This is a genomic window from Paenibacillus sp. MAHUQ-63, assembly GCF_028765165.1.
Taxonomy (GTDB): domain Bacteria; phylum Bacillota; class Bacilli; order Paenibacillales; family NBRC-103111; genus Paenibacillus_E.
The window spans coordinates 633,049-647,727 of sequence record NZ_JARADB010000001.1 but is presented as its reverse complement, the minus strand read 5'-3'; the positions used below and the strand labels follow the sequence as shown (position 1 = coordinate 647,727).

The 14,679-nt window shown below is 54.0% G+C and carries 14 protein-coding genes and 1 pseudogene; 8 read left to right on the top strand and 7 right to left on the bottom strand.

What is annotated here, in order from left to right:
* Window positions 1-121: 121 nt before the first annotated feature.
* Together nagA and nagB are read right to left on the bottom strand one after the other, a co-directional pair.
* A complete protein-coding gene (gene nagA, locus PUT07_RS02715; protein WP_274466221.1) occupies window positions 122-1,294 on the bottom strand; it encodes an N-acetylglucosamine-6-phosphate deacetylase in 1,173 nt (390 codons plus the stop codon).
* On the bottom strand, window positions 1,291-2,019 hold the full coding sequence (gene nagB, locus PUT07_RS02710) for a glucosamine-6-phosphate deaminase (RefSeq protein ID WP_274466219.1): 729 nt from the start codon (window positions 2,017-2,019) through the stop codon (window positions 1,291-1,293). Before nagB ends, nagA begins: the two co-directional genes overlap by 4 nt.
* A 243-nt stretch (window positions 2,020-2,262) precedes the next feature.
* On the opposite strand from nagB, the gene PUT07_RS02705 reads away from it, so the two are divergent.
* The 4 genes and pseudogenes from PUT07_RS02705 to PUT07_RS02690 all read left to right on the top strand — a co-directional run bounded on the left by PUT07_RS02705 (window position 2,263) and on the right by PUT07_RS02690 (window position 5,647).
* Complete coding sequence (locus PUT07_RS02705) at window positions 2,263-2,931, top strand: HAD family hydrolase (protein WP_274466217.1); 669 nt, start codon at window positions 2,263-2,265, stop codon at window positions 2,929-2,931.
* A gap of 60 nt (window positions 2,932-2,991) precedes the next feature.
* Window positions 2,992-3,240: a spore germination protein gene (locus PUT07_RS02700; protein ID WP_338000735.1), complete on the top strand. Its 249-nt coding sequence runs from the start codon at window positions 2,992-2,994 to the stop codon at window positions 3,238-3,240.
* 1,098 nt (window positions 3,241-4,338) lie between these two features.
* Window positions 4,339-5,265 (top strand): annotated as a pseudogene (locus tag PUT07_RS02695) (cation diffusion facilitator family transporter); the annotation flags it as partial.
* Between the two features lie 22 nt (window positions 5,266-5,287).
* Window positions 5,288-5,647, top strand: coding sequence for an ArsR/SmtB family transcription factor (locus PUT07_RS02690; protein ID WP_274466214.1), 360 nt, complete (start codon window positions 5,288-5,290; stop codon window positions 5,645-5,647).
* 48 nt (window positions 5,648-5,695) lie between these two features.
* Here PUT07_RS02690 and PUT07_RS02685 read toward each other — a convergent pair whose 3' ends face one another.
* From PUT07_RS02685 to PUT07_RS02665, 5 genes are all read right to left on the bottom strand, one after another.
* Window positions 5,696-6,832, bottom strand: coding sequence for a YheC/YheD family endospore coat-associated protein (locus tag PUT07_RS02685; RefSeq protein WP_274466213.1), 1,137 nt, complete (start codon window positions 6,830-6,832; stop codon window positions 5,696-5,698).
* Window positions 6,833-6,838: 6 nt separating this feature from the next.
* Window positions 6,839-7,966 (bottom strand): YheC/YheD family endospore coat-associated protein, encoded by a 1,128-nt coding sequence (locus PUT07_RS02680; protein ID WP_274466211.1) that lies wholly within the window; start codon window positions 7,964-7,966, stop codon window positions 6,839-6,841.
* Entirely contained in the window at window positions 7,966-9,330 is a 1,365-nt protein-coding gene (locus PUT07_RS02675) for a YheC/YheD family endospore coat-associated protein (protein ID WP_274466210.1), read from the bottom strand. The genes PUT07_RS02680 and PUT07_RS02675 overlap by 1 nt, the downstream gene beginning before the upstream one ends.
* A 99-nt stretch (window positions 9,331-9,429) precedes the next feature.
* Complete coding sequence (locus tag PUT07_RS02670) at window positions 9,430-10,563, bottom strand: YheC/YheD family endospore coat-associated protein (protein WP_274466209.1); 1,134 nt, start codon at window positions 10,561-10,563, stop codon at window positions 9,430-9,432.
* A gap of 9 nt (window positions 10,564-10,572) precedes the next feature.
* On the bottom strand, window positions 10,573-11,949 hold the full coding sequence (locus PUT07_RS02665) for a YheC/YheD family endospore coat-associated protein (protein ID WP_274466208.1): 1,377 nt from the start codon (window positions 11,947-11,949) through the stop codon (window positions 10,573-10,575).
* A gap of 160 nt (window positions 11,950-12,109) precedes the next feature.
* Between PUT07_RS02665 and PUT07_RS02660 the strand changes: the two genes are divergently transcribed.
* The 4 genes from PUT07_RS02660 (at window position 12,110) to PUT07_RS02645 (ending at window position 14,578) form a co-directional block, all read left to right on the top strand.
* Window positions 12,110-12,445 carry a YlbF family regulator gene (locus PUT07_RS02660; protein WP_274466207.1) on the top strand — a complete coding sequence of 112 codons (336 nt, stop codon included), beginning with the start codon at window positions 12,110-12,112 and terminating at the stop codon, window positions 12,443-12,445.
* A gap of 176 nt (window positions 12,446-12,621) precedes the next feature.
* Window positions 12,622-12,969 (top strand): hypothetical protein, encoded by a 348-nt coding sequence (locus tag PUT07_RS02655; protein ID WP_274466206.1) that lies wholly within the window; start codon window positions 12,622-12,624, stop codon window positions 12,967-12,969.
* A 24-nt stretch (window positions 12,970-12,993) separates the two neighbouring features.
* Complete coding sequence (locus tag PUT07_RS02650) at window positions 12,994-14,025, top strand: FAD:protein FMN transferase (protein WP_274466205.1); 1,032 nt, start codon at window positions 12,994-12,996, stop codon at window positions 14,023-14,025.
* Window positions 14,006-14,578 carry a ferric reductase-like transmembrane domain-containing protein gene (locus PUT07_RS02645; RefSeq protein ID WP_274466204.1) on the top strand — a complete coding sequence of 191 codons (573 nt, stop codon included), beginning with the start codon at window positions 14,006-14,008 and terminating at the stop codon, window positions 14,576-14,578. The genes PUT07_RS02650 and PUT07_RS02645 overlap by 20 nt, the downstream gene beginning before the upstream one ends.
* Window positions 14,579-14,679 lie beyond the last annotated feature (101 nt).

Sequence of the window (14,679 nt, the reverse complement as noted above, 5' to 3'; positions counted from 1 at the left end):
AGGCATAGGATTCTTTGTGAGGATTTTCGACACAGGCGCGGGATCTCCTGCCGAACCGCCGTGAAAAATGCGCAAAAAAAGCTGACCTGCAAGCTCTCAAGCTTGCGGTCAGCCTCTATGTTTATGCGCCTAGGGCTTGGCCTCGAATCCATACGCGCTCGAGCTCCAGCTCCGGGCCGATCAACAGCAGATCGGCCTGCTTGCCCTGCGCGATCGAGCCGTGCGACGCCTCGAGTCCAAGCAGCCGCGCCGGGTTGCCGCTCGCGAACCGGCTCGCCTCTTCCACGCTGACCCCGACGTGGCGCACCATATAACGGAGCGCCTCGATCATCGTCAGCGTGCTGCCGGCGAGGGCGCCGCCTTCCGTCAAGCGGGCAACGCCCCCTTGAACGGTTACGGCTTGCCCCCCGAGATCGTACTGGCCATCGCCAAGTCCTGCCGCGGACATGGCGTCGGTAATCAGCAGCAATCCATGCGGCTGCTTCGCCTTCACCAGCAGGCGAATCGCTGCCGGATGCACATGAATGCCATCGGCGATGACCTCGCCGCTGATGCGGTCGTCGGTGAGCACGGCGCCGACGGTACCCGGCTCGCGATGATGCAGCGGCTTCATCGCGTTGAAGGTGTGCACCGCATGCGAGAGCCCCGCGTCAACCGCCGACTGGATGTCGGCGTAGGAGGCGTCGGTATGGCCGCATGCGGCTACGATGCCATGCTCGCGCAGCCATGCGATCATGGCGTGAGCGCCCTCGCCTTCCGGCGCGAGGGTCAGCTGTTTGACGAGCTGCGGATAGCGCTCGTCCCAGCTCTGCAGCCAGGATAGCTGCGGCGGCAGCATCAGGTTCGGATCTTGCGCCCCTGCCCACTTGGGCGAGATGAAGGGGCCTTCCATATGTACGCCTAGAAGCTGGGCGTAGGGCATCGGCTTGCGCATGTAGGCGTTCACTTCGTCAAGCACACGATCGATCGCTTCGCGCGTCTGGGTCATCGTCGTCGCCAGCATGGCCGTGGTGCCGCTTTGCGCGTGGAAACGCGTAATGGTATCGAGCGCTTCGGAACTCGCATCCATGAAATCCGCGCCGTATCCGCCATGCACATGAACGTCGATGAATCCCGGCAGAAGCCAGCTGCCGCGGGCATCCAACGTGACGGCTTCCGGGCTGGCCGCACCGGAGTTCCAGTCGGCGCTGTCTTGGACGGATGCGATGACGCCGTCTTTGATATGAACGACGCCTTGTTCAATGATCCCTTGCTCCGTTACGATTTTGGCACCGGTAATGATCGTTTCGCTCATTCGAACAACCTCCCGGCGTCAGCGTCCAGCAGTACGACTAGGTGAGGGTGCGTTTGCAGCAGTGTAGCCGGCACTTCGGTTGTAATCGGACCGGTGAGCGCGCGATGCACGATTTCGGCTTTGTCAGCTCCGCGAACGACCAGCAGAATCGTCTTGGCTTTGAGAATCGTGCCTACGCCCATCGTCAGGGCATGTGTCGGCACTTCATCGATGGAGTTGAAGAAACGGGCATTCGCTTCGCGGGTTTCGTGCTTCAGCTCAACCGGATGGGTGCCGCTGACGAGCGAATCGTCAGGCTCGTTGAAGCCGATATGCCCGTTGTGGCCGAGGCCGAGGATTTGCAAATCGATCTGCTTCGCGTCATCCAGAAGCGCATTGAATCTTGCGCACTCCGCTTCCAAATCCGGCGCATTGCCGTTCGGGATATGGGCGGAAGCCGCCGGCAGATCGATATGGGAGAACAGATGCTGCTGCATGTAAGCGTGATAGCTCTCCGGATGATCGGTCGGCAGACCAACGTATTCGTCCAGATTGAACGTCGTCACTTGCTTGAAGCTGACCCGGCCTTTCTTGTAGGCTTTGACCAGTTCTTCATATATACCGACAGGAGTGCCTCCCGTGGCTAAGCCGAGAACGGCTTTTGGCTGCATTTGGACAAGCGAGGTAATAATCCCGGCTCCGGCCTCATTCAGCTCTTGTTGATTTTGAAAAATATGAAGATTCATATGTGTGCTCCTCACTCTCGAGATGATAAAAAGAAATAATAATCAAGAATTATGAAATAATTTTGCATAAAATAGTCGTTTTTTAACTAAATTATTCTCATTTCAATCATAACTGAATTTTATCCTTACGGCAACAGGCATTTTCCCAAATATGGACATTGACTTACATGGGTATGTTTGCCATTCTTAATGAAGATCATGACTAGAAGTAGACAATTTTTTTGACGGAGAGGGAGCTAGAGGATGAGTACTTTAAGAAACCGGCCTGATGCGATGTTTTTTGACTTGGATGGGACGTTATTTCAAACGGAGACGCTGTTGCTGCCTGCTTATTATGCAACCTTCGATGTGCTCCGGGAGAAAGGGCTTTACGAAGGGGAGACACCTCCGGAAGAGCGGATCCTGGGAGCTTTGGGCATGCTGCTGGAGCATATCTGGGAGCGTGTGATGCCGGAAGCCTCGTTAGAGGCTCGCAGGGCGGCGGATGAGCTTCTGCTGAAGTTTCAAATGGAGGGACTCCAGCAAGGTCAAGGGGTTCTCTATGAAGGGGTCGCCGAAACTTTGCAAGCGCTGCATGATAAGGGGATTCGACTTTTTGTCGCGAGCAATGGCTTGGAGGATTATGTGAAGCACGTCGTAGAGGCTCAAGGAATCGGCCATCTATTTGAAGATTTGTACAGCGCGGGGAAATACCGGACGAGATCCAAAGTCGATTTGGTCAAAATCGCTCTGGATACGCACGGCATCCGTTCCGCTTGGATGGTAGGCGACCGTTCCTCCGACGTGGAGGCCGGATTGAAAAATAACTTGACGGTTGCCGCTTGCGACTATGCCGGCTTCCGCGAAGCCGGTGAACTGGAGGGCGCGCACATTCGGATTCGCAGCTTTGCGGAGCTGCTGCAACATGTTTAGCCGTTGTTTGTGCCGGCAGTAGTCGCAAACTGTGCTTAATGGGCATACACTGTAGCACAAATGACAGTAAGGGTGCTGATCAGAATGCCTTCTTTTGTAGGAATATTCAACATTGTCAGAAATGAGGGAAGCCTGGTGAACGGAGACACGTTCGTCATCGCCCCGACCAGTGCAGCCAAATCGTACTCCGGCAGCGGCGGCGGCATTACGGGGGATTTCACGTTGTCTACGTCATTATTCAGCGCTACGATTACTTTTGATCCAGACGCTGTCGAGGCAGGTGCGAATAAGGTAGCTACAGGCACGTAGCGGCTTCGCACGATAACGCCGATGAAGCTGATGGAGCCGGTGGTCCAGCCGTTTAACGGACACCACGGCCGCTATTGTTGTGAGATTCGTCGTTTTTTCAATGTAACGGACACCAGGTACCTTATTTGCCTATTTTGGGGTGAATTCACCCCCGAAATGAGCAAATAACGGCGCTGGTGTCCGTTACATTTTTGGAGCAGCCCAATCTGCCGAAATAAGGGCTGCTCAGTCCGTTAGCGCGGCGGGGGCTGCGGAACACCGCACGCCGCACACCGCACGCCGCACACCGCACACCGCACACCGCACACCGCACGCCGCAACTCGCACGCCGCACACCGCGCACCACCAACCGCCCCCTTGCCCCTCGTGCCGCCTAGCCGCTGCGACCACCTTATGAGTCACTGCAATTCTCCGGGGAGAAAAGCGCTAACCCGCCAGACTCCTTCGCGCTTTCTCTCGTCACTTTTCCAATGATTCCTTCGTGCATTTTCTCCTCACTCTCCCCATACTCCTTCGTGCTATGTCTACCGTCACTCTCCCCTTGACTCAGGAAATGCCCGTGAGCACGCCCATATATTCTCATTTTAGGCAAAACGTTATTGACAGAGGGACGTCCGAGTCATTAATATATGAATAAGTACTCATATGTTATTGCATCATGTATAAAGAAAAGAGCGGCACGCCATTCTAGTGGCAGAGCAACAGGGAGGGAACGCTATGCATCTACACTCATCACCAAAGGACACACATTCTCATAAAAAACGCGCGTCAGGCGGAGACGGAGGCGAGAAGCCAAACGGTCAAGCGAAGGAGCTGCCAGAGCACTCGCACCAGGACCACGCGCACGAAGGCACCGGCGCGCACTCGCACCAGGATCACGCCCACGAAGGCACCGGCGAGCAGTCGCACCAGGATCACGCGCACGAAGGCACCGGCGAGCACTCGCACCAGGACCACGGCCACGAAGGTCCCAGCACGCACTCGCACCAGGACCACGCCCACGAAGGTCCTACCGCTGCGCACTCGCACCAGGGTCACGCTCACGGAAGCACCGCCGCCCACTCGCACGACGACCATGCGCATGGCGGCTCCTGCGCGCACTCGCACCACGGCCATGCGCATCATGGCCACCATCATGGCCATCATCATCATGGCCACGGGGGCAACAAGCAGGGCCTGCTGATTGCCCTCGGCATAACGACAGGCATCATGGTTGTGGAGTTCATCGGCGGGCTGTGGACGAACAGCTTGGCGCTGCTCTCGGATTCGGGCCACATGCTTAGCGACGCCGGTTCGCTGCTGCTCAGCCTCATCGCGCTGTGGTTCGCAGCCAAGCCCGTCTCCGCCAGCAAATCGTTCGGCTTTCACCGCATCGAAATTTTAGCGGCGCTTTTTAATGCCGTCACGTTGTTTCTTATTGCAGGGTTCATCATTTGGGAAGCGTTTGAACGGTTCCTTGAGCCGCCAGCCGTAGCCAGCGGTAAGATGATGCTGATTGCCTGCATCGGGCTGCTCGCCAATCTGCTCAGCGCCTGGTCGTTGATGCGCAAAGGGGATGTGCACGGCAATCTGAATTTGCGCAGCGCTTATCTGCACATTCTAGGCGATGCGCTCGGCTCCGTAGGCGCAATCGTCGCAGGTGCCGTCATGCTCTTATTCGGTTGGTACGCAGCGGATCCGATTATCAGCGTAATCGTGGCTTTGCTTATTTTGCGGGGAGCATGGGCGGTGCTGAAATCCACCGTACACATTCTGATGGAAGGAACGCCGGAAGCCGTTTCTTTAGGCGATGTCCGAACGGCGCTGGAAGGCATCGATGGCGTCATCAATGTACACGATCTGCACATTTGGACGATCACGTCGGGGCTTGATGCGCTCAGCTGTCACTTGCTGATAGCGGACGACCGCGATGGCCAGGCGATTCTGCAAGAGGCGATTCACCGGATCGAAGACCGTTTTCAAATCAACCATACGACGATTCAGATTGAGAATTCAACCAATTCACATTCCGAGTTGAAGGTGTAGCGGGCAAAAGGAGGGGGGCCGAATGGATCAAGTATGGCTGGACACATGCGAGGAAGCTTGTACAGGATCTCAGATCGCACGCCGGGAGCCATCTCACATTTCGGAAGAGCAGGCGGCGGGTATTGCGGAGGTCTTCAAAGCGCTGGGTGATCCGACAAGGGTCAAAATCATTTTTTTCCTGCTGGGCAAGGAGCTTTGCGTGCATGATTTGTCCACGCTTCTCGATATGGGGCAGTCGGCGGTTTCGCACCAGCTGCGCTATCTGCGGGATTTGCATATTGTGAAGCGGAGGAAAGAGGGCAAAACCGTGTTTTATTCGTTGGACGACAGTCATATCGAACAAATATTCGTCCAAACGATGGGGCATCTCCACCATATGTAGCTCGGAAGCTTCCTGCAGTCAGTCGCTGACGCTTCCGAATAAACCTGTTTAATCCGTTGTGCTCGATTCCTCGTCCTCCGGCGGTTCCAGCGGTTGCCGTCTGCTTTGCTTCAGCATCCAAACGGCATACTCAATCGGTCTTGTAACCGCCTTCCGGTACGTGGCGTTTTCGCCGATTTTGCGAAACACTTCCCGGGAGGGCTTGGGATTGACTTCAAGAAGCCAAACGTCTCCCTGCGGATCAACCGCTATATCCATCCCCAGCTCGCACAGCTTGCCGAATTTCGTCTCCAGATAACCGGCCAGCTTGTAAGCGAAGCTGTTCATTTCCTTTTTGATCGTTTCCTTTTGCTCAGCCGAAGGGAAGCGGTACGACAATAGTCTATCCTGCGAAACCGCGCTGCCGCCTCCGTGCAGGTTCGAGGTGATGCTGCGGTGGGGACCGATTCTTCCCGCACAGCCGGTCACTTCCCACTCACCGCTGCCGTTCTTCTGAATGAGCAGCCGGTAATCGTGTACGCGTCCGTCTTTTAACGTCAGCTGTATCCCCTGTTGAACCACATAGTCCGGACTCAGTTTCAAGGCGTGCAGCTTAACAAGCAGCTGTTTCTCACTGGCACGGTACGGAGCGATGATGGTTCTTTGTTGATTGCGCCCCTGCAGCAAATACAGATCGGGTCCGAGCTGCTCAATGCGGAGTATGCCTCTTCCGCCCGTACCGTTTTTCGGTTTGACATACACGAGTCTATACTTCTTCAAAAATTTCATCAGCTCCAGAACGGAACTGAACCGCACGGTAGCGGGCAAGTAGGGGCGAATGCCCTCATTCTCCGAAAGAATTTGATGCATGGACCATTTGTTGGCAAGCGGCCTGCTGAGGAAGATCAGCTTGGCATGGCGGGCCCGGAACGCTTTGAGCATTTGATAATTGGCTGCAGCCTTGTAGCGGCAGCGATCATAAATGACCGGCGGCATGGAGGTGCGGCGTCGTATCCATTTGCCAAGGTCCGCATCATACGTTAAGGTGCGCACGGAGTTGTCGCCCTCGACGTCGCTCGGCGTAAACACCTCGACCTGCACACCCAGTTTTCTTCCTTCTGTACTGAGGCGTTGAAAGTAAGAGAGCTCTTCAAGCCGGGATTTGCTTAAATAAATAGCGAGTACGCCCAGTCGTTGTGAAGACAAGCATAATCACCTTCTTTTTCCGTTATTCATTAAATACAAGCTGTAGCGAATAATGCGTTCTAGTGATTTTTTGCGAATTTTCGGTTCATCGAATTTCATCGGTTTGGAGTTGGCTTCGAAGAACCATATATGGCCTCCGACATCGACGCCGATATCCATGGACATTTCGCCCAGTTGGTTGCCCGATGATTTCTCAATTTGTGTCGCCAGCGTGACGGCAGCCGTTTCCACCCGTTTCAAAATGTTTCTCGCTTCTTTCGCCCCGAAGCCGTGCGTCAGCAGTTTAAGCGGTTCGTCAATGGAGCCGCCCCGCGGCACATGCGTAGTGATGCTTGCTTTCCCCGCAACCCTTGCTCCGATGCCGGATACGCTCCATTCCCCTTTGCCCGTCTTCTGGATAAGTGCTCGTAAATCGTACGCCCGCTGTTTATACCGGGTCAGCGCGATCCCCTGCTGGACGATGTACTCGTGGGAGCCGCGGTGCTTATTCCATTCGTTCCAGACTTCCGAAGGAGAGTTATGAACCGTGTACAGCATTTGTTTATCGACTTGGCGGCTTAAACGGTATTGCGTACCGCTGCCCTTCGCCGTCAGCCGGTCGATGCGCATAATTCCTTTGCCTGCTTTGCCCTTCACCGGCTTCAAATAAAGAACGGCATGCTTGCGCAGCAAGGAGCTGAGATCTTCGGCCGAGCTGAGCTGCTTGGTGTCGGGGATGTAGGGCTTGCTTTCCTTAGAGCTGTTTAACCAGCTGTACAACGTCCATTTGTTGAAAAACGAAGGGTTGAACAGATGGACGCTGGAGCTGCGGTTGCACGCCTGAATCGTTTGCTGAACCTCGGACTTCATCTCCATTTTGCGATAAGGGATCCGGTTGTAGACGACTTGAGGAGAGGGAACGAGTTCCCTGCTCCATTTCTTCTTTGCCGCGTTATACCGGTAACCGTAAAGCTCGCTTGCCGATAAGTTAAAATCTTTCGTCGTCAGGACGTAGACGTCCACCCCGAGCCGCTCCCCCGTCTCGATTAAATCCAGGAAATTGTGCAAATTTCCACGAAACACCCGATTGCTGTCTTTGACGGTCAAGATCGCCATCGTCGGGTTTGAACCTCGATTGTGCAGGAAGAAACCCATTAGTTCTCCCTCCTAGCGCGGAATCGACTCAAGTAGAGGCAGTGCTCGTAAATATTTTGCAATGTGGCAAGATCGCCTTCCTTCAAGGACGGATGTTTGAAAATAGATCTTCCCGGCTTGGCGTTCGCTTCGAACATCCAGATTTTCTCATTTTGGTCAATTCCGATATCGAAGCCCAGCTCGCCGAGCAAATGATTGTAATTGTTTTCGATGCCTTCCGCGAGCTTGATCGCCGTTTCTTTGGCATTGGTGAGCACTTGCTCCGCCCGGCTGCCATAAATTTGGCGAAGCACCTGCTCCGGCGTCATGAGCTGACCGCCGTTGCGGATATGGGTGGTGACGCTGCCCTTGCCGGATTTCTTGGCGCCGATGGCGCCTACGACCCAGTTGTTGCTGCCGTTCTTCGTCATGTGGAAGCGGAAGTCGATCGGACAATTGTCGATTTCGATGAGACGGATGCCCTGCTGTGCGACGTAGTTCGTCAGGCGGCCGCGTCCGGTTCCGAGCATCTGCATCAGTCCTTCGAATTTGCCGTAACGGATGAGCACATTTTTGCCGCCTTTGCGGTAGCGGACGAAATAGCCCCGTTTGGGGTTAAACGTCACCCGGAAAATACCGATACCGAGACTGCCGGCAGTCGGTTTCAAATAAATGAATTTATGCTTGTCGAGCATTTCTTTGATTTGCTCGGCGGATGGGTTGATTCGGGATTCGGGGACGTATTTGAAAGCTTCGTCACCGTCCAGCATTTTATAGACATCCCATTTGTCGAAGAAGCTCCAGTTAAACAGCGGGATACCCCGGCGAACGAACCGTTCCTTAAAGCTCTCCATGCCGGCTGTCTTCTCGGCTTTACGGCTGGATAGCCGGTTGTATACCACATCGGGCAGCGGGAACGTTTTGCGGGTCCAGCCGCCGCCTTCTTTGGGAATAACGCCTGTCACGGTTTCCTGAACCCAGTTGATGCTGCGAGGACTGAAAGCGAATAGAAACGATCTGTTCGAACCTGTATTCAGTACTTGGCGAATGAAACCGGTCTTGGTACCGAAAGGCGACGAGCCGCCGACGATATTCGTCATTACGCCGATGACGGGCCCGATGCGCAATTCTTTATTGCTATTGCTGGCCGCCAAGACGCTACCCGACCGAGGGATGCGTAAGGAAGCCATCAGGGAAAGCGGAATGTACATATGCTGGCCACTTTTTTTGATCAGGCGGACCGGTAGGGTGGCGCTTTTGCTGCCGACCTTTACAGTAATCGTTTTGTTCCCGGTTAACCGTAAAGCTTTGACGAGTTCACTTGTTAAGTAGACCGATCTATCTGTTCGTTGTACGGCGTGGAGCATACACGTTGTCAAACTCATTAGGTTACCCTCCTAAACTTGTTGCCCTACGGGGCTTTCCGTGTCAAAGCAGACAGACGTGTCCGTCTGCCTACCCGGGCACTTACCAGCAAGCCGAGCTTAGCCCAGCTTTTTGTGCAGCAGAAACTCAGCATAGTAGATAGGATTAGCCATCGATTTCACACGCGCCCTCTCATTGTGCAAACGTGCAAATATGGTGCGGCCCGGCTTCGAATTGACTTCCAGAACCCATACCCGTCCGGAGGTATCGATCCCCAGATCGATGCCCAGTTCGGCCAATCGTCCGTGGTGGTTCTCCAGCAGCGGGGGGATCCGGGCGGAAAGCATGCCGAGCGTTGCCAAAAGCTCTCCCGCTTTGGCGTCGCCGAACTCCCTGGCGAGGAAGCCGGCTGCCTCTTCGGCGCTGCCGCCGCCATGCAGATTGGAAGTAATGCTGCCGGGCTTGCCGATCCGAACCGCCATGCCGGTATTCTCCCATAAGCCATGGCCGTTTTTTTGCATAAGCGATCTTACGTCATAAGCCATTCCGTCTGAGGAGTGCAAGTGCAAATATTCCTGCAGCAAATAAGGACGGCTGCCGATCTGCCGGCGAAGCCAATGCCAACAGGCGTTCCAATTGGGGAAGGATCGCTCGAAGGAGCGATTCTGGCCATTGCGCCCTTTTATATGAAAGAGACAGCTTCCGTTTGCGCTGTTTACTTTGCGAAGATGCAGAGCGCCTTTGCCTTGGCTGCCGCCCTGCGGTTTAAGGAAAACATCGTCCCTTGTTTGGAGCCAGTTCCTCAGGTCGCTGCCGCTTGCGAGCAAGGCGGTTTCGGGCAAGTAGGCACGTATGGCGCTATCTCGCAGCAGCATTTGGCCCACATCCCACTTTCCGCCCAAGCCGTAGCCTAAGAAACGAATATGAGGGAGTTCATGAAGCTTCCGAGCATAGGAACGGTACTGCTCATAACTGCTTTTGCTGCTGAAGAAGCAGCGGTCATAGATGAGCGATGGCAGAGGGAATAGCTTGGAGACCCATTTCTTGGTTTCTTTGACATAACTGTAACCTCGCACGGTCAGCTGCTGCCAATCGATGCGATTCGGTGAGAACACAATGACGTTCAGGCCCCGGCTAGCCCCGACGGATGTCAGATGCCGGTAGAAATCCGCACTGGCAAAGGGCAGCTCCCGCTCCCGCTGCAATTCGGTAACCATAATCCCCAATAAGGGCCGCTCGGTGCTTAAACGCATGGTTTCACCTCAGATTTTCGCCAAATATTTTGCATACTGCACGAGTTGTTTCACGGACGGTCTAATCTTCTTCTCATTGTTCAGCGGTGTATTATCATCTTTGGAAGGCTTGGAGTTCACCTCGAGCAGCCAAACCTTGCCGTTACGGTCGACGGCCAGATCGATGCCGAGTTCGCCGAAATGGCTCGGAATCTGGTTCTCGACCCCCTTAGCGATTTCGAGCGATGCCTTCCGTAAGCGTGCCATAATGGATACGCGGGCGGCGGACGAGAACGAAGTTTTGGCCAGCGCTCCTGTCACATTCGTGAGTGTGCCGCCTCTTGCCAGATTGGAGACGAAGTGCTGGCTGCCCGCAATCCGTCCAACGATGGAAGTGACGCCCCATTCCCCTTTGGCCCCCCGCTGAACGAGCGAACGGAAATCGACTGACTTCCCTTCGGTTGTAATCAGATCAAGTCCTTGCTGCAGCTGATAGCGTTGGGTCTTGAGCTTGCCGGAGATCGCTTGGAATAGCGCGGTAAGGGACGGAAAGGTTTGTTTGCGCACACCGGTTAGGTTCGTATAATGACACGTATACGCATCGCCGGTTTCCCGGCGAATCCGAATGATCCCTTTCCCCAGGGAGCCGGTGATCGGCTTGAGGAACAGGACGGGATGGCGGGAAGCCATCGATTTGAGCATTTGATAATTTTTGAAGAGGTAGGATTCCGGCAAATATCCATGCAGAGAGCTCTCTTTGCGCAGGGCGTCGAACACTTCCGTTTTGTTCAAATATTTCTCATTGAAAACCTCCGTCCCGTGACGGGCTTTGGCATCTTTCAGAAATTGTTGAACGTTCGGCAGGTTCTCATACTTGCGCGAGGTGAGCCGGTTATAGATCACATTGGGAATCGGAAACGTTTTTTTGCTCCAGGAACCATTGGAATACGAATACGCAGAAATGGAGCTGGCATTGGCATGCATTTCACCTGGCGGGAAGAAGCATACGACGGCCCCATAACGTTCACATGCATCCGTCATTTCTTTACAAAAAGCGGTAATAGCACCAAATGGGCGATCGGGCGAACTCGTATAAACACGGCTGATCATTACGCCAATCAAAGGTCCAATCGACAAGGTGCCCACATTTTGCCTATAATGGAGATTAAGCCGAGCCCCTTGATGAATACCGATCTTGGTAGCGAGGACAGGATTGAACCGCAAACTGTTCGATGTAGCGGCGGTGATGACTTTAACATCCTGTTTGGCAGAGCCAAAACGCAGGGTCATCGATTGGTTGGACGGAACTTTCCATTTTCTTGCAATGGCTTCACTTAGAACAACGGTCCGATCATCCAAATAGATGCTGGTGCCATGAATGGATATTCCGACTTTCGTCCTGGTCAATAGCGAACACTCCTTCCAGCATCAAAAATGGCATTGCTGTTTAAGCAAAGTAAACTACTCCATCATATGAGGACATATATCTAATGGTTCTTAGGGATATGTTCGAAACTGCACTGGGAAAAGCCCAACCGTATGGAAGTATAATAAGGAGGCAAACGCAATGAATGTACATGACAAGGCTTACGAGCTGGCCAAAGCGATCAGAGAAAGCAGCGAGTATCAGGATATGCTGGCAATAAGATCCAAAATCAATGGGGATACGGCCAGCAGCCAGTTGCTGGACAATTTCCGTCAGCGGCAAAGCGAGCTTCAGCAGAAGATGGCTGCAGGCGGCATGCCGCCGCAAGAAGAATTGGAACAGCTGCAGAAGCTGTATGACACGCTGGCATTGAATCCCGGCATTAAGCAACTGTTCGATGCGGAGCGGCGGTTATCCGTCGTCCTGGAGGACGTTCAGCGGATCATTGCGGAGCCGCTGCAAGCGATGATGAATTAGGAAGTCAGACTATTCGGTGGAATCGTACTTATACGATGGCCGGATAGTCTTTTTTTTTGCTCAGGAACGGTTATTTTTCAGTGTATTTTCAGTTTACGCTAAGGCAGTGCTCAGGCTTCCGGGCTGTTGTGCCATTATAATGAGATCATACAGGCAGACAAGGAGGGGCGAAGGCAATGAGAAAATCCAAATGGACGAAATGGCAGTTCGGTATAGGTATAGGCGTCCTTCTCTTCTATTTATTTCAAGAGGTGCAAGAGAGCCCTCAATTCCAGGAGGCGGTCGTCGCGGCAGCATCAGCCAAGAGTGCTCCTGTCGTCGCTCAGAAGGAAGCTTCACCCAATACGAATCGGATTCAGCCGAACGGAGAGCGAAGGGGCAGGAATCATTCCCGCATAGCGGGAGGCATGGCGGACTCCGGTTCCGGTTCGGGATCAAGTTCAAGTTCAGGATCGAGTTCAGGATCAAGTTCCAGTTCCTCACAGTCGCAACTAACGCCGCACGCGAGAAGTCATGCTTCTTAGAAATGGATGAGGGGGTGAAGCGCCATGCTTGAGGAGATCAGCTTTCGTTCGATGAACACGGATATTCAAGTTTTGCTGAGCGGGGAGAACGGCGGGACTTTGCTAGAGCAGGAAATCCGTGCCTACTTCGCAAACGCCGAACGGAGATTCAGCAGATTCCTGCCTGAGAGCGAATGCTCTTCATTGAACCGGTTGGCAGGCAGCAGGTGTATGATATCGCAGGACATGATGAACGTGCTTGAGCTTTGCCGGCATTATTATGAAGTAACGGAAGGCATTTTCCATATCGGTATTCTTCCGGCCCTCGCACATGCCGGGTACCGGCGTACCTTCGAATCCATTCAACATGCAGAAGACATACAGATAGATCCAGCGCCGAGACTCGCTTATTCCCGTCCGGACGACTTGCAGCTGGACTTGAATCAAGCCATGCTGTCCGTACAGATGCCGGCCCATCAGCAGATTGATTTGGGAGGCATTGTGAAAAGCTGGACGGTTCGCGAATTGTCTAACCGTCTTCGCAGGGAGGGCCAAGCGGCAAGGGGGCTTGTGAACGCCGGGGGCGATATGCAAGCATGGGGTGGCGCCACGGGCGAGCAGCCTTGGGTGATTGCGATCGATCCGCCCGAAGTGGCGCGCGATAAGCCGTTCGACGAAGTCATGCTCCTGCTGGAAACCGGAGCGGTCGCCACGTCCAGCACGCAGAAGCGAAGCTGGAAGACATCCAAGGGAAGTATGCATCATCTTATCGATTCCCGTACCATGGAGCCAAGCCGTTCCGCGGTGCTGCAATGTTCGGTCGTTGGCGGGGATTTGATCGAATGCGAGATTTGGGCCAAAGTGATGTGTATCCTGGGGGTAGAGGAAGGGCTGCCGCTATTGCGCAGCCGTGCGCCGCGGCTGGAAGCTCTTATCTATACGGCGGATGGAGCGCTTCATCATGCGAAGCCTCTCGCCGGCACATCCACCGGCAGGTGGGTGGGACTTCAAGCGGACTATGTATACGATGCGGAAGAAGAAAGGAGCGGGATTCGCTATGATTCAATTTCTCGTTGATTTGCCGAGTTGGACGTTGATCCGGCTGTTCGGTATTCTAGCCTATCTCAGTTTATTTATCGGGATGGCGCTTGGCATTTTGTACAGCTTCCCGCAGTGGAAGGGCCGTACCAAAGCGCAGATGCAGCGATGGCATACGTCTGCGAATCAGCTGGGAACCGGCTTGGCTTTGCTGCATGCGGTTCTCTTGATTATCGATACGTACATGCCCTTTCAGTCGAGGGAGATCTGGGTTCCTTTCGCTGCCAAGCAGTCACCTGCCTTGAACGGGATCGGTTCGCTGGCTTTATATGGCTTGCTGCTGCTTATTTTCACGACGGATATTCGCCAGAAGCTGAAGAGAAAGCTTTGGTTTGCGCTGCACTTGCTCGCTTATCCGGTCTTCGCAATGGCCTTGATACACGGATTATATCTAGGCACCGACAGCTCGAACCCTATGATCAAAATGATGTATATATTGACGGGACTTGCTTTGGCCGGTCTGACCGTCGTTCGCGCCGCAATGCGACCGCGCAAACGTCAAACACTGAAACAAGAGACCCGTCCTGTTTAATCCAAAAGGTTCCTATTCTCGCTGAATAGGGGCCTTTTTGCACATGAGAGGCGATGTTGCGAAAAATGTCTAAACTGTCTATAGTTAAAGGGATTGAATAG